We start from the raw sequence: 14130 nt of genomic DNA on the forward strand, positions 1-14130 counted from the left end.
AATTCGAGATAAAGACCGCCTCCCGGCTTCGCCCTCCAGACTTCCTTCTCCTCCCTCCTCCCTTCTCCCTCCTCCCTTGGGGCGGTGCCCGGGGCCGGGCGGGGCTCCCTGCTCCCTGCTCCCTGCTCCCGTATCATTCGCATACCTTTCGACACTGGAGTTTCAACGCACGTGGAGACCTCACCCCGCAGCGCCGGCTTCTCCCCGGCCCGCCTCGACCGCATCACCGCCCACATCGAACGCCACTACATCGAACCCGGCAAAATCGCCGGCTGCCAGGTCCTCGTTGCCCGCCACGGAATCCCCGCCTACTTCCGCTCCTTCGGCTTCATGGACCTCGAACGCCAGCGCCCCATGCGCGACGACACCATCTTCCGCATCTACTCCATGACCAAGCCGATCACCTCCGTCGCCCTCATGCAGCTCTTCGAAGAAGCGCGCTTTATGCTGAACGACCCCGTCGCCCGTTACCTCCCCTCGTGGGAGCACCAGCGCGTCTGGGTCAGCGGCGACGGCGACGAGATGGAAACGAAAGCGCCGAACCGTCCCGTCTCGTTCAGGCACGTGCTCAGCCACACCGCCGGCCTCACCTACGGCGCAACCAACCACCCCGTCGATAAGGCCTACCGCCGCCTCGGCATCCAGCGCGGACCCGGCGAAACCCTCGATACCTTCGTCGAAAAGCTCGGCCGCGCGCCACTCCGCTACGAACCCGGCGAACGGTGGATGTACTCCTTCGCGACCGACGTCTGCGGCGCCCTCGTCGAACGGATCTCCGGCCAGCGGCTCGATGCATACTTCCGCGAGCGCATCTTCGAGCCGCTCGGCATGACCGACACCGCCTTCTTCGTCCCGCCCGAAAAGCAGGAGCGGTTCGCCGCCAACTACCAGCGCCAGCCCGATAAGACGCTCAGGCTCATCGACGACCCCGAGACCAGCAGCTACCTCCGCGAGCCGTCGTTCCTCTCGGGCGGGGGCGGGCTGGTCGGCACCACCCACGACTACTGGAGCTTCTGCGAAATGCTCCGTCGCGGGGGCGAACTCGATGGCGCCCGCATCATCAGCAGCCGCACGCTCGAACTGATGACCCGCAACTACCTGCCGGGCGGCCAGGACCTCACCAGCCTCGCCATCGGCGCCTTCTCGGAAACCGCAAACGAAGGCGTCGGGTTCGGCCTCGGCTTCGCCGTCACCCTCGATGCCGCCCGCGCCGGCACCCTCGGCGAGGGCGACTACTACTGGGGCGGCGCCGCCTCCACCATCTTCTGGGTCGACCCCCGCGAAGACCTCGTCTGCATCTTCATGACCCAGCTCATGCCGTCAGGCACCTTCAACTTCCGCGGCCAGCTCAAGAACCTCATCTACTCCGCCATCGACTGAGCCCCGGAGGGCCTGCCCCGGCCCCCAAGCCTCCCGGCCCGGGGGAGGAGGGAGGCCCCGCTTCTCCCTTCCACCCCACCGAGGGGGGAGGGAGCCCCGCCCTGCCCCTCCTCCCCGCCGAGGGAGAAGAGAAGCGATGCTCATTCTCCTCCCTCCTCCCTCCTCCCTTCTCCCTGGGGGCGCAGTGGGGCTTGGGTGGGGGCGGGGACGCCATACGTGAGTAAAGCCAAAGCAAATGACGTATTGACAATTCGACCGGCATGCACTAGATTCCCCGGTGACGCCCGGCGGGCAGCCGCCCTGCAGTTCATCACCGCATTCGATGGCTGCTGCGGCACGAACACCTGGTAACGGAGGGAACGCAGTGCGCCGCATCATCTTCGCGCTTGGCATCTTCTCGGCTGCAGCCGTCGCCGGTACATGGCTGCTCTTCACGGGCGGGTCCCCGGCAGCCGACGCCAGCCCCGGCTCGCTCGACCGGGATGGCCGGGTCGTTGTCTGGCCCGGCCAGGCCGACCTCGCCCGCAGCGAGGGCGACCTCCTCGCCGCAGACCTCCTGTCCGATGGCCGCCTGTCGTTCGAGGAGTACGACCGCGTGACCCGCGAATTCGTCGCCTGCGTCGAGGCCCGGGGCGGCCAGCTGGCGCGGCCCCTGGTCCCCGGCCCCCTCCAGGTGTACGCCATCGAATTCACCTTCCCGCCCCGCGCCGAGGGCGATGCCGGCGCCGTCGCTGCCGCGAGCCAGGCGACGGTCGACGCCTGCGCCTCGCCGACCTACGCCCGCATCAGCGCCATCTGGTCGCAGGCGCACCAGCCGTCGCCGGCGCAGCTGCGTGACGCTCACGTTCAGCTCGTCGGCTGCCTGCGCGCCGAGGGCCTCGAGATTCCCGAAGCCGCCGCAGCCGGCGGCAGCCTCCTCCCCTTCGTTCGGGATAATATGGAGGCCTTCGTCCGCTGCTCCGGGCCCGTGAGCGACGCACTCGGCATGTCCCCCGGCTACTTCGCCGGCACCTGACCCCAGCCCCCGCCGGCCTCCCCGCCCGAGGGAGGAGGGAGCCCGGCCCCGGCTGCGACCCGTCCCCGAGGGAGGAGGGAGCCCGGCCCCGGCTGCTGCCCGTCCCCGAGGGAGGAGGGAGCCCGGCCCCGGCTGCGACCCGTCCCCGAGGGAGGAGGGAGCCCGGCCCCGGCTGCTGCCCGTCCCCGAGGGAGGAGGGAGCCCGGCCCCTCCCGTCTTCCCCACCGAGCGATGAGGGAGCCCCGCCCCGCCCGCCTCCCGGCCCCCAGCGCGGAGGTTGGAGCTTGAAGGTCGAAGCTTGACCGAATAGGAGCACCGGCCACCCCAGCTCCCAGCTCCCAGCTCCCAGCTCCCGGCTCCCTCGGTGGGACAGCGGATGGGCACGCGGGGTTCCCTCCTCCCTCCTCCCTTCTCCCTCGGCGGGGTTGGGCGGCCGGGTGGTGCTCCCTCCTCCCTCGGCGGGGCAGCTGGGCCGGGCGGGGCTCCCTTCTCCCTCCTCCCTTCTCCCTCGGGGCGGGGACAAGGCGGACGTGGGGCCTCCCTCCTCCCTGGGGCGGAAGGGTGAGCGGCGGAGGGGTTCCCTCCTCCCTCCTCCCTTCTCCCTCGGGGCGGGGCCAGGGCGGACCTGGGGCCTCCCTCCTCCCCGCTACCGCGTAATCGCGTCCACCTCCGCCAGCTCGTCCGCCGTCAGCCGCCACGCGGCCGCCGCCACGTTCTGGTCCACCTGCTCCGGCCGCGTCGCACCCGCAATGACGCTCCCCACGTGCGGCTGGCTCGCCAGCCACCCGATGGCGAGGTCCACCATCCCCTTCCCCCGCGCCTGCGCGAACGTCTCCAGCTTCTCGAGGATGGCGAAATTCCGGTCCGTCAGCACCCGCGCCGCCATCGGCCCCGCGTTCGCCAGCCGCGTGCCCGCCGGCAGCTCCTCCCCCTTCCGGTACTTCCCGGTCAGGAAGCCGCTCGCCAGCGGGAAGTACGGCAGGATGCTCAGCCCGTACGCGTTGCACGCCGGCACCAGCTCCGCCTCGATCCGCCGGTCGAGCAGGTTGTACTCGTTCTGCGCCGAAATGAACGGCGTCACATTCAGCCGCTGCGCCACGAAGTGCGCCTCCGTCGCCTGCCAGGCCGCAAAGTTCGAATGCCCGATGTACCGCACCTTCCCCTGCCGCACCAGGTCGTCCAGCGCCCGGAGCGTCTCCTCGATCGGCGTGTGCGGGTCCGGCCGGTGCACCTGGTACAGGTCGATGTAGTCCGTATCCAGCCGCCGCAGCGAGTCCTCCACCGCCTGCATGATGTACTTCCGCGAGGCGCCCATCCGGTGCGGCCCTTCGCCCATCTTCATCCCGAACTTCGTCGCGATGACCACCTTCTCCCGGTGGCCCTTCAGGATCTTCCCGAGGAACTCCTCCGAGCGGCCGCCCCCGCCGTACACATCCGCCGTGTCGAACAGCGTAATCCCGAGGTCGAGCGCGCGGTGCACCACCGCCTTCGATTGCTCGAAATCGCAGCGGATGCCGAAGTTGTTGCAGCCGAGCCCCACGAGCGAAACCTCGAGGCCCGACCGGCCGAGATGCCGAAACTCCATGCTGGTTGCTCCTGCGAAAGTGCTGGTGGCGCGAAGTATACGCCCGCCCTTCGCCCCTGCCGCCGCCATGCGCCGGCCGGGGTGGTTCCTGCTACGCTAACCAAATGCTCGAACTCCCGGCTCCGCCGGCCCCCGCCGGCGGCCCCTTCGCCTCCCTCCGCTACCAGCAATTCCGCTGGCTCTTCGCCTCCAACATCGCCTTCTTCTTCGCGATGAACGGCCAGTTCGTCGTGCGCTCCGTCCTCGCCTACCGGCTCACCGGCAGCGAACTCGCCCTCGGCCTCATCAACCTCGTCGTCGCCATCCCCATGCTCGTCGTCTCGCCCTTCGGCGGCGTCGTCGCCGACCGCGTCGAAAAGCGCCGGCTGATCATGACCGGCCAGGCCGTCCTCGTCGCCTCCGAGCTCGCCGTCTTCGTCCTCCTCGTCCTCGGCCTGCTCGAATTCTGGCACCTGCTCGCCGCGGTCTTCGTCATGGGCTGCACCTTCCCGTTCATCATGCCCGCGCGCCAGGCGATCGTCGCCAGCATCGTCGGCCGGCAGGGGATGGCGAACGCCATGGCCCTCCAGATGGGCGGCATGAATGCTGCCCGCGTGGTCGGGCCGGTGCTCGCCGGGTTCATCATCGCTGTGGCCGGCGTCCGCTGGGTCTACGCCGTCGCCGTCACCCTCTACGCCCTGGCCTTCTTCTCCATGGCCCACGTCCACCGCGCGCCCCCGGCCGAAGGCGCCCGCGGCCGGCCCGTCTGGTCCGAGCTGCTCGGCGGGCTCCGCTACGCCGCCGGCGACCCGCCCGTGCGGGCCCTCCTCGTCCTCTCCATCATCCCGATCCTGCTGGCCATGCCGTTCCAGGCGCTCCTCGTCGTCTTCGCCGATGACGTCTGGCACGTCGGCGCCGGCGGCCTCGGCGTCCTCCAGGCCGCGGCCGGGCTCGGCGGCATCGCCGGGTCCTTCTGGGTCGCCTTCACCAGCGCGTCCCCCCGCAAGCTGCGCCTGATGATGAGCACCCTCCTGGCCTTCGCCGGGAGCGTCCTCCTTTTCTCCATCAGCCCCTGGTTCCTGCTCGCGCTCCCGCTCGTCTTCGCCGCCGATGTCTTCGCCAGCGCCTTCACCACCACGGTGAACATGCTCATCCAGGTGCTGATCCCCGATGAGGTCCGCGGCCGGGTGATGAGCCTGATGATGATGACCTTCGGCCTCACTCCGCTCGGCACCGTCCCCGTCAGCGCCCTCGCCGAAGCGCTCGGTGCGCCCGCGGCCGTCGCCGTCGCCTCGGTCGTGACCATCGCGCTCTCGCTGGCGGTGCTGGCCGCGAGCCGCTCGCTGCGCGGCATCGACGCCACCGTCGCCCGCGCCCTCGAAGCGGAGGCGGCCGCCCAGCCCGGGTTCCGCCCCGGCATGCCGCCCGGCGCCCCCGCCTGGGCCGGCCGCGCGCCCGCCGACGCCGGTTAGTCGGCCGCCGGCGGCTGCTCGAACCGCTCGTAGATCAGGTCCGCTTCCTTCGAAAGCAGGTCGCGCAGGCTCTGCAGCATCCGCTCGGCATCGTGCCGGATGGTGTGCAGGCCCTGGAGGTCGCCCTCTTCCACCCGGCGGACCTCAACCTGCAGGTCGGCGGCTTCCGCTTCGAGCCGGCGGAGCTGGGCCGCCAGCTGCCGCAGCCGCGGCTCGGTCCACGGCGCATCGCGCAGGATCTCGGCGTACAGCCCGTCGGCCCGCTCCACCTCAAGCCGGTGCTCGCGCAGGGCATCGACCACCTTCGCCAGCTCCTGCCCCACCCGCTCGGCCCACGCGCGTTCGCGCGCCGGCTGGGGCCGCCGCAGCGCCGCGAGGAGCGCATCCTGCGCGACGAGCAGGCCGTTCTGCGTCCGCTCTGCCCCGGCCAGGGCCGATTGCTGGAGGTCGGTCAGTGCTGGTGTTCCGCTGCTGGTCATGGCATCACCTCCCGCTCATGCAGAATGCGGCCGGGCGTACCCTGCCCGTGCCGCAATCTATTGTAAAGAACCGATGGCCCCCGGTCAGGGCTGGATGGCGATCGCCGCCGCCCAGAACACGGCGTACACCAGCGCGGACCGCGCGGTTTGCTTCAGGAGCGGGTTGAGTTCGCGCCCGCTCGTTCCCCCAAGCACCTGCCGGAGGAGCGGCCGTCTGTCCGCTATCCCCACGGCGGCGACGACGAGCCCCAACGGCGCGTCACCGGTCACCGTCGCCCCGGCTGGCACCGCCAGCGTCACTCCGAACAGTGCTGCAAACCACCAGCGCGTCCCCCGGTCGCCGAGCACCACCCCGAGCGTTACCTTGCCCGTCCGCCGGTCGGTGGGAATGTCGCGCAGGTTGTTCACCACGAGGATCATCGTGACGGTCGCCCCGACCGGCACCGCCGCCCAGAAGCTGAACCAGGTGAGCTCCCCCGCCTGCACGTAGTACGTCCCCATCACCGCCACGAGCCCGAAGAAGACGAACGTGAACAGGTCGCCGAGCGCGTGGTACCCCACCGGCCACGGCCCGCCGGTGTAGATGACCGCCGCGACGATGCTCGCAAGGCCGACCGCCACGATGGGCCAGCCGCCAACCCACGCGAGGTACACCCCCGCCAGCAGCGCCAGCCCGAAGGCGGCAGCCATGCCGGCCTTCAGCTCCCGCGGCGTCAGCAGGCCGAGCTGGCTCGCGCGCGGCGGCCCCAGCCGGTCCGGCGTATCGGCCCCCCGCTCGTGGTCGAAGACGTCGTTGGCGAAATTCGCCCCAACCTGGAGGCAGAGCGCCCCGAACAGCGCCGCCAGCGCCGGCACCAGCGCAAACGCATCGTCCCGGATCGCCGCCGCCGTGCCCACCGCAACCGGCGCAGCTGCGGCCGTCAGCGTCGGCAGACGCGCCGCCATCCGCCACGCCTGCAGCCGGCCCGGGCGCGCACCCGCAGCCGCAGCCGTCATTGCCGCTCCGCCGTGATCGACTGGATGGCGCCGAACATCGGCCGCTGCTTCCGGATGCGATGGAAGCCAGCCTCGCGCAGCATGCGGACCATCTCCGCCTCCTCCGGCAGGTAGGCCGCCGATTCGGGCAGGTAGTGGTAGGCGGACCGGTCGGCGAGCAGCCCGCCCACCCGCGGCACCACCTTCTGGAAATAGAACCGGTGCCCGGCCGCAACCAGCGGATTCCGCGGCCGGTCCACCTCGAGCAGGCCGAGCCGCCCGCCCGGCTGCAGCACCCGCGCCAGCTCGGCGAGCACCGGCGGAATCGCCACGAAGTTCCGGAGCGCAAAGCCCGAAACCGCCACCGTGAACACCCCGTCGCGGAATGGCAGCCGGAGCGCATCGCCCTGGACCCAGGCCGAGGTTTCGCCCGAGCGCGCCGCCGCCTGTTCGAGCATCCCACGGCTGAAATCGAGCCCGACGGCCAGCGCCCCGCGCGCCCGGCAGAGCTCGACGAAGTCGCCCGTGCCGCAGGCCAGGTCGAGCACCACATCCGCCGGGCTTACCCCGAGCCGCTCGACCAGCGCCATCCGCCAGCGCTGGTCCGCCCCGAAGGTCATCAGCCGGTTCACCCGGTCGTACGAGGGCGAGATGCGGTCGAACATCGCGCGGACCGCGCGGGCCTTCTCCTCGGGCGGGGGCAGATGCGCCATCGGCCGTATTGTCGCAAGGCCGCCCCTACCGCGCAGTCAGCCGGGGCGCCTTCCCCCTCCCCGTCAGCCCCGCCCCAGGGAGGAGGGAGGAGGGAGCCCCCGGCTGCCCCGGAGCCGCCGCCAGGGAGAAGCTGGAAGCTGGGAGGCGGTTTGCAGGGCCGCCCGCATCTGTCGAGCTGGCGCCTCCCAGCTTCAAGGTCCAACCTCCTCCCTCGGCGGGGAGGAAGGGAGGCGCGGGGCTCCCTCCCCGCTCCCCGCTCCCCGCTCCCCGCTCCCTGCTCCCTGCTCCCCGCTCCCCGCCCCCATCGACACTCCCCCCCTCCGGCCCCACAATCACCCCATGACCGCGCCGCGGCCCCGCGTCGATGTCGTCATCCCTTGCTACAACGAGGTCAAAGTCCTCGAGCAGAGCACCCTCGCGACCCTCGCGCTCTTCGACAGGAACCCCCAGTACGACTGGCGCCTCGTCATCGCCGATAACGGCTCCACCGATGGCACCTCCGAGCTCGCCCGCCGGCTCGCCGCCGAGCACCCCCGCGTCCACGCCCTCGTCCTCGAGGTCAAAGGCCGCGGCCTCGCCCTGCGGGAGGCCTGGCTCCAGAGCGACGCCGACATCGTCAGCTACATGGATGTCGACCTCTCCACCGACCTCGCCCACCTGCCGGAGCTCATCGCCCTCGTCGCCGAGCGCGGCTGCGATGTGGCCATCGGCTCCCGGCTGGCCCGGGGCGCGAAAGTCAAACGCCAGCTCAAGCGCGAAATCACCAGCCGCGGCTACGTCGCCCTCATCCGGCTCACCTTCCCGCGCCTCCGCATCACCGATGCTCAGTGCGGCTTCAAGGCCCTCAACCGCCGGGCCGTCCAGCTCATCGTCCCCCAGATCGAAAACCGCATGTGGTTCTTCGATACCGAGCTGCTCATTCTCGCCCACCAGGCCGGCCTGAAAATCTGCGAGCTCCCCGTCCGCTGGGTCGAAGACCCGGACACCAAGGTCAAAATCGTGAGCACCGCCATCGAAGACATCCGCGGGCTGCTCCGCATGCGCTTCCGCCGACGGCGGCCCGGGGCGCCGGCCGCATGAGCGTTCTGCTCCCGCGTACAGCCAAACGTGAAGGTTCGCCGCGCGTGTGGGCTCGCGGTTTGATCCGCTCCCTGCCCGATGGTATAACTCAGCCTTGCTACAGGATTCACAAAGTTCCCGCCGCGGGGCTCTTTGCGCCCCGAAGCCGGGGAGGGGGAGGCCGGCCGCATGGAATGGGCTAATCTACCGCACGACTTCGCAGAACCCCTCGAGCTCGTCATCGTCGCGATCTCCATCACCGCCATGCTCGGGATCCTCGTGCTCTTCGGGCAGTGGTGGCAGAAATAAGGCAGGAAGACCGCATGGCCGTCGAAGCACCACCCAAGCCAACCCTCGCCGATAAGATCTACGACAGGCTCTTCCACAACTACGTCTGGAAGTCCATCTTCCGCACCGGCTACCCGAACACGCCGCGCAACCAGATGCTCATCGTTGCGACGAACGTGTTCCTCCACCTCCACCCGACCCGCATCCACCGCACCCACGTCAAAATCACCCACACCTACTGCCTCGGTGGCCTCTCCTTCTTTATGTTCCTCGGGCTCACGGTCACCGGCATCCTGCTGATGTTCTACTACGTGCCCTCCGTCGAACGGGCCTACCTCGATATCCAGAACATCACCACCACCGTCCAGTTCGGCCAGCTGATGCGCAACATGCACCGCTGGATGGCCCACGCCATGGTCATCCTCGTCTTCCTCCACATGATGCGCGTCTTCTACACCGGCGCCTATAAACCGCCGCGCGAATTCAACTGGGTCGTCGGCGTCATCCTCCTGGTCCTCACCTTCCTCCTCAGCTTCACCGGCTACCTCCTCCCGTGGGACCAGCTCGCCTTCTGGGCCATCACCGTCGGCTCCGAAATCGCCGGCTCCGCCCCCGTCCTCGGCCCGAAGACCCGCTTCTGGATGCTCGGCGGCTTCGAAGTCGGCCCTAACGCCCTCATCCGCTTCTACACGCTCCACGTCATCGGCCTGCCGCTGCTCGCCGCCATCTTCATGGCCGTCCACTTCTGGCGCATCCGCCGCGACGGCGGTCTCGCCCGGCCGCTCTAGGCCCGGGCTTCACACCAGGTTGAGAGAGGGGAACGCATGGCAACCGCAGTCGTAGCCCGCCCCGTCGCGCGCCCGCAGCCCCGCGCGCGTGACGAAGAGGTCCTCGTCTGGCCCGACCTTATCTTCATCGAATTCATCTCGGCGCTCGTCTTCACGGTCGGTCTCCTCATCCTGTCGACCTTCATGAACGCGCCGCTCCTCGACCAGGCGAACCCCGACGTCACCCCCAACCCCTCCAAGGCGCCGTGGTACCTCCTCAACCTGCAGGAGCTCCTCCTCCACATGAACGCGGCCATGGCCGGCATCATCGTGCCGACCGTCTGGCTCATCCTCCTCGCCGCGTTCCCCTACTTCGACCGCGATAACGAAGGCCAGGGCGCCTGGTTCGCCACCGAAAACGCCTGGCGCATCACCATCATCTCCGGCATCGTCGCCTTCGTCGGCACCTGGCTCCTCATCCTCTGGGACACCGGCAAGATCGCCTACTTCCTCCATTCGTGGTTCGGGCTCTCCGGCGGCGATACCCTCCGCTTCCTCGAGAACGTCCGCTCCATGCAGTCGCAGCTCCCGTGGCCCGAATGGTCGCGCAGCATCACCTACCTCCCCTTCGAGCTGCGCATCCTCGATGGCACCGGCCGCGGCGGCCCGACCACCTTCCAGCATCTCGACTTCCCCGGCTGGCTCGTCGAACAGGCGATTCCGATCACCGCCCTCGTTGGCCTTCCCAGCCTGCTCATCTACTCCCTCTGGCGCTCCGGGCTTGTCGTCAGCCGCCGCGATGCGCTTCTTGCGCTCTTCACCGGCTTCGTCGTCGTCTTCGGCGTTCTCACCCTGGTGGGCACGGCGTTCCGCGGCCAGGGCCAGGAGCTCGTCATGCCCTGGCAGCTCAAGGTGAGCGAAGGCATCCCGGGGCAGGAGGCACACTGACATGGCACAGGCTCAATCCGCTCCCCGTGCGACCGGGCGCATCGAGCGCGCCCGCCAGATCGAAGCCCGCAAACTCGCGCGCCGCTCCTTCCTCCGGGTCAGCGCCTTCTCCGGCCTCGCCCTCTTCACCGGGGGGCTGCTCGCCTCCTTCCTTGGGTTCTTCAACCTCCGGAAGCCGACCGGCTTCGGCGGTACCGTCACCGTCACCGCCGACCGCATCCCCCGCCCCGGCGCCGACCCGGTCCGCATCCCCGAGGGCAAGTTCTGGCTCGTCAACTTGAACGGCCCGGAGGGCGACGTCCTCCAGGTCGGCGGCACCGGCGGCATCCTCGCGCTCTACTGGAAGTGCCCCCACCTCGGCTGCACCGTCCCGTGGAACCCCGCGTTCAACGGCGCCACCGTCAACTTCCCCGGCATCATCGGCTGGTTCCGCTGCCCCTGCCATGGCTCGACCTACTCCAAGGCCGGGGTCCGCGTCTTCGGCCCCGCGCCGCGTCCGATGGACACCATGGCCATCAAGGTGAATGGTGACGGCTCGGTGAGCGTCAACACCGGCCAGATCACCGCGGGCGCGATCGATAACCCCCTCCGCGCTATCCCCTACTCCTGACCCCGAGGAGGTTCGATTGAACACCCAGAAGCAGATCATCCTGATCGTCGCCCTCCTCTTCATGACCGTGGGCGGCTGCGCGGCCTACGCCGCCATCGACCTCCCCGTGCGCGCCGATTCCCAGTCGCAGTGGACGCTCGACCAGTCCCGCGAGCGCGGCGCCCTCCTCTACGCCAACAACTGCCGCACGTGCCACGGCAACCGCGGGGAAGGCGGCGTCGGCCTGCCCCTCGATACGCCCGAGCTCAAGAACCAGGACCCCCTCGTCCTCGCCGCCAACAAGGCGATGATCCGCCGCACCCTCTACTGCGGCCGTGCCGGCACCCGGATGCCTGCCTGGCTCAACACCAACGGCGGCTCCCTCAATGCCATCCAGATCGAGCACCTCATTAACCTCATCACTGCGCCCGAAGACACCGAAGTCGACGGCGTCCCGACCTCGAAGTGGTGGCTCGAAGCTGAGCATTTTGCCCACAACCTGAACACTGAACTCTCGGCCCTCGTGGGCGGCGATACGCTCTCCACCATCGCGAAGGCCCACGGCATCGGCTACCGCGAAATCTTCGCAGCCAACGGCAACCGGAACGTCGACGAAATCCTTCCGAAGAACACCCGCGTCCAAATCCCCGGTTTCAAGGCCCGCCCGGATGGCTACATCTACACCGTCTACAAAGACAACGAAACGCTCCGCAAAATCGCCGACAGCCAGCTCGTCGGCCCGGTCATCATCGCCGACCTCAACGGGCTGAAGTACACCTTCGAAGAGAAGCGCGGCGTCGCTACCCTGCAGCTTCTCACCGAGGATGGCAAGCCCCGCGCCGGCCTCTTCCCCGGCGAGACGCTCAAGCTCCCCGAAGGCGCCACCTATATCGTGGCCGCCGGTGATACGCCTGCATCCATCGCCCAGCAGCACGGCATCGCCGTCGCCGACCTCCGCCGCCTCAACCCGACGATCTTCCAGGGCGTCAACGATACCGATCCCCTGGAGCACCGCCGGCAGCTCAACCTGCCCAGCCTCGTCTACGTGGCGCGCGAAGGGGACACCCTCCAGTCCATCGCGGAAGCGCACGGCATCAAGGACGTCGTCGGCCTCGCCCAGCTGAACAACCTCGACGCCGGCGCCCCGGTCGTCAACCCGGGCCAGGAGATTCGCCTCCCGAGCGGTACCCGGTACATCGTCGGCCTCGCCGATACCTGGGAATCCGTGGCCCGCAGCCACAAGACCACCGCCGCCGAACTCGCCCGCGCCAACGGCGGAGACCCGGCCACCCCGCTCAGCCAGGATGTCGTCCTCCAGCTGCCGAAGATCGACCGCTACACGGTCCGGGGCCAGACCCTCGAGGAGGTGGCGAAGGGCTTCGCCAACGTCACCGCCGCCACCCTCGCCGAAGCGAACGGCATCCAGCCGAACTCCATCCTTGCCATCGGCACGACCCTGAAACTCCCGGATTCCGCCTGGGGCACCGCGCCGCCCGATGCCATCAACCCCGGCACCGCCTGCGTCCAGTACGCCGTCCCCAACGCCGTCTTCCAGACGCTCCCCGGCCTCGGCACGCCCGTCAGCGTGAAGAAGCCGGAGAACTTCAGCACCGACGTCCGCTTTGAGGCCCACGCCAACGACTGGACCATCGTCGCCGACGGCCAGGCCCAGCAGCCCAACCTCGGCGGCGTGAAGGTGAAGCCCGGCACCACCATCACCTTCACCTCCATCGTCGGCCTGCACAACATCGTCTTCAACGGCGAAGTCCAGGGCGCCGATCTCAAGCAGGGCGACACCCGCCAGATCACCATGAACACCCCCGGCGAGTACAAGGTCACCTGCGACTACCACCCGCCCATGCTCGGCTACATCTGGGTGGAGCAGTAGCACCTCCCGTCCGGCTGAATGCGAAAGGGGCCTCCCCGAGGCCCCTTTCCGTTTGACCGCCGCATCCCCGCTCCGTACGATCCGGGCGAACTATCGCGCCCGCGCGCAGATCTCCAAATCAGGAACAGGGGTAGAAGGGATGGCAGCAGCCCAGACAGGCAAGCGCTACGTCGTGCCCGGCGGCGTCGCAGAATTCATCGTCACCAAAGGCGGCAACGGCGAACTCCGCTGCGGCGACGTGCCCATGCAGATCCGCGGCCAGGAAGATCCGAACGTCACCGTCGATACCACCGGCATGGAAGTCGTCCAGCTCGGCAAGCGGTACCGCGACGAACAGACCGGCATCGAGGTCCTCGTGGTCAAGCCCGGTCCGTGCGCGCTCAACGTCGACGGCCGGCCGATGGAGCTCCTCCAGCCGAAGGTCCTCCCCTCGGCCGACTGACCGCGTCCAAACCGCACAACCGCTACCATCAGGTGGCCCGCTTCCCGGCGGGCCACTCCCGTTTCCGGGCACCCGTATGTCCCTCGAAAAGGCCATCGAATCGCAAATCCAGGAGGCCATGGCCGCCGGCCTCTTCGATAACCTCCCCGGCGCCGGGAAGCCGCTCCGCTTCGACGGCAACGAAAACGACCCGAACTGGCTCGGCCACCACATCCTCAAAAACGCGGGCGTCCTCCCCGAGTGGCTCAACCTCGCCCGCGAGATCGAGCGCGCCCTCGAACGCCTCGGCGGCATCGACGATGCCCACCGCCGGCTTTGCGAACAGGCCGCCGCCACCGGCGATTGGAACGGCCACCGCCTCGCCATCCTCCACGCCCGCCAGCGGTACGAAACGCTCGCCCGCGAAATCCGCCGCATGCAGGACCGGTTCAACCTCGACGCCCCCGGCATCCGCAGCGAGCGGCCCGCCATCTGGGTCGAATACCACCTCGAACGGCTCGACGCCCGCATCCCCGAGAGCCAGCGCCAGCTGTTCGCCTGAGCCGCCGGC

The 14130-nt window shown here is 69.3% G+C and carries 14 protein-coding genes; 10 read left to right on the forward strand and 4 right to left on the reverse strand.

Translation table 11 applies throughout. The features are described from left to right. Window positions 1-171: 171 nt before the first annotated feature. Window positions 172-1380 (forward strand): serine hydrolase domain-containing protein, encoded by a 1209-nt coding sequence (locus Tbon_RS07055; protein WP_158066979.1) that lies wholly within the window; start codon window positions 172-174, stop codon window positions 1378-1380. A gap of 364 nt (window positions 1381-1744) precedes the next feature. Next, the gene (locus Tbon_RS07060) at window positions 1745-2395 is read left to right on the forward strand and encodes a hypothetical protein (RefSeq protein ID WP_158066980.1); all 651 of its coding nucleotides are present in this window, start codon (window positions 1745-1747) and stop codon (window positions 2393-2395) included. 646 nt (window positions 2396-3041) lie between these two features. Here the strand turns inward: Tbon_RS07060 and Tbon_RS07065 are convergent. Beyond that, window positions 3042-3980, reverse strand: a complete 939-nt coding sequence (locus Tbon_RS07065) for an aldo/keto reductase (RefSeq protein WP_158066981.1) — start codon at window positions 3978-3980, stop codon at window positions 3042-3044. A gap of 104 nt (window positions 3981-4084) precedes the next feature. Between Tbon_RS07065 and Tbon_RS07070 the strand changes: the two genes are divergently transcribed. Beyond that, window positions 4085-5431 carry an MFS transporter gene (locus Tbon_RS07070; protein ID WP_158066982.1) on the forward strand — a complete coding sequence of 449 codons (1347 nt, stop codon included), beginning with the start codon at window positions 4085-4087 and terminating at the stop codon, window positions 5429-5431. Here the strand turns inward: Tbon_RS07070 and Tbon_RS07075 are convergent. From Tbon_RS07075 to Tbon_RS07085, 3 genes are all read right to left on the reverse strand, one after another. Continuing rightward, window positions 5428-5910 carry a hypothetical protein gene (locus Tbon_RS07075; RefSeq protein WP_158066983.1) on the reverse strand — a complete coding sequence of 161 codons (483 nt, stop codon included), beginning with the start codon at window positions 5908-5910 and terminating at the stop codon, window positions 5428-5430. The two genes, Tbon_RS07070 and Tbon_RS07075, sit on opposite strands and share 4 nt — an antisense overlap. 84 nt (window positions 5911-5994) lie before the next feature. After that, window positions 5995-6906, reverse strand: a complete 912-nt coding sequence (locus Tbon_RS07080; protein WP_158066984.1) for a 1,4-dihydroxy-2-naphthoate polyprenyltransferase — start codon at window positions 6904-6906, stop codon at window positions 5995-5997. Beyond that, window positions 6903-7598 carry a ubiquinone/menaquinone biosynthesis methyltransferase gene (locus tag Tbon_RS07085; protein ID WP_158066985.1) on the reverse strand — a complete coding sequence of 232 codons (696 nt, stop codon included), beginning with the start codon at window positions 7596-7598 and terminating at the stop codon, window positions 6903-6905. The genes Tbon_RS07080 and Tbon_RS07085 overlap by 4 nt, the downstream gene beginning before the upstream one ends. A 340-nt stretch (window positions 7599-7938) precedes the next feature. Here Tbon_RS07085 and Tbon_RS07090 point away from each other — a divergent pair, with 340 nt between their 5' ends. The 7 genes from Tbon_RS07090 to Tbon_RS07120 all read left to right on the forward strand — a co-directional run bounded on the left by Tbon_RS07090 (window position 7939) and on the right by Tbon_RS07120 (window position 14121). Further along, on the forward strand, window positions 7939-8679 hold the full coding sequence (locus tag Tbon_RS07090) for a dolichyl-phosphate beta-glucosyltransferase (protein WP_158066986.1): 741 nt from the start codon (window positions 7939-7941) through the stop codon (window positions 8677-8679). 302 nt (window positions 8680-8981) lie between these two features. Then, complete coding sequence (gene extP / locus Tbon_RS07095) at window positions 8982-9734, forward strand: selenite/tellurite reduction operon b-type cytochrome ExtP (protein WP_098502925.1); 753 nt, start codon at window positions 8982-8984, stop codon at window positions 9732-9734. A gap of 36 nt (window positions 9735-9770) precedes the next feature. After that, the gene (locus tag Tbon_RS07100; RefSeq protein ID WP_158066987.1) at window positions 9771-10661 is read left to right on the forward strand and encodes a cytochrome b family protein; all 891 of its coding nucleotides are present in this window, start codon (window positions 9771-9773) and stop codon (window positions 10659-10661) included. Window position 10662: 1 nt separating this feature from the next. Beyond that, window positions 10663-11271: a QcrA and Rieske domain-containing protein gene (locus Tbon_RS07105; protein ID WP_158066988.1), complete on the forward strand. Its 609-nt coding sequence runs from the start codon at window positions 10663-10665 to the stop codon at window positions 11269-11271. 16 nt (window positions 11272-11287) lie between these two features. After that, window positions 11288-13138, forward strand: a complete 1851-nt coding sequence (locus Tbon_RS07110; RefSeq protein WP_158066989.1) for a LysM peptidoglycan-binding domain-containing protein — start codon at window positions 11288-11290, stop codon at window positions 13136-13138. 139 nt (window positions 13139-13277) lie between these two features. Then, window positions 13278-13580, forward strand: a complete 303-nt coding sequence (locus tag Tbon_RS07115) for a hypothetical protein (RefSeq protein WP_158066990.1) — start codon at window positions 13278-13280, stop codon at window positions 13578-13580. 76 nt (window positions 13581-13656) lie between these two features. Further along, entirely contained in the window at window positions 13657-14121 is a 465-nt protein-coding gene (locus Tbon_RS07120) for a DnaJ family domain-containing protein (RefSeq protein ID WP_158066991.1), read from the forward strand. Window positions 14122-14130 lie beyond the last annotated feature (9 nt).

Origin of the sequence: Tepidiforma bonchosmolovskayae (assembly GCF_008838325.1) — a bacterium.
In the GTDB taxonomy this organism is placed as follows: domain Bacteria; phylum Chloroflexota; class Dehalococcoidia; order Tepidiformales; family Tepidiformaceae; genus Tepidiforma; species Tepidiforma bonchosmolovskayae.

What these genes read in the sequence shown, in the direction of transcription:
- Tbon_RS07080 (WP_158066984.1), bottom strand. Translation starts at nt 6,906, where the DNA reads ATGACGGCTGCGGCTGCGGGTGCGCGCCCGGGCCGGCTGCAGGCGTGG.
- Tbon_RS07100 (WP_158066987.1), top strand. Translation starts at nt 9,771, where the DNA reads ATGGCAACCGCAGTCGTAGCCCGCCCCGTCGCGCGCCCGCAGCCCCGC.
- Tbon_RS07090 (WP_158066986.1), top strand. Translation starts at nt 7,939, where the DNA reads ATGACCGCGCCGCGGCCCCGCGTCGATGTCGTCATCCCTTGCTACAAC.
- Tbon_RS07120 (WP_158066991.1), top strand. Translation starts at nt 13,657, where the DNA reads ATGTCCCTCGAAAAGGCCATCGAATCGCAAATCCAGGAGGCCATGGCC.
- Tbon_RS07065 (WP_158066981.1), bottom strand. Translation starts at nt 3,980, where the DNA reads ATGGAGTTTCGGCATCTCGGCCGGTCGGGCCTCGAGGTTTCGCTCGTG.
- extP (WP_098502925.1), top strand. Translation starts at nt 8,982, where the DNA reads ATGGCCGTCGAAGCACCACCCAAGCCAACCCTCGCCGATAAGATCTAC.
- Tbon_RS07075 (WP_158066983.1), bottom strand. Translation starts at nt 5,910, where the DNA reads ATGACCAGCAGCGGAACACCAGCACTGACCGACCTCCAGCAATCGGCC.
- Tbon_RS07085 (WP_158066985.1), bottom strand. Translation starts at nt 7,598, where the DNA reads ATGGCGCATCTGCCCCCGCCCGAGGAGAAGGCCCGCGCGGTCCGCGCG.
- Tbon_RS07070 (WP_158066982.1), top strand. Translation starts at nt 4,085, where the DNA reads ATGCTCGAACTCCCGGCTCCGCCGGCCCCCGCCGGCGGCCCCTTCGCC.
- Tbon_RS07115 (WP_158066990.1), top strand. Translation starts at nt 13,278, where the DNA reads ATGGCAGCAGCCCAGACAGGCAAGCGCTACGTCGTGCCCGGCGGCGTC.
- Tbon_RS07105 (WP_158066988.1), top strand. Translation starts at nt 10,663, where the DNA reads ATGGCACAGGCTCAATCCGCTCCCCGTGCGACCGGGCGCATCGAGCGC.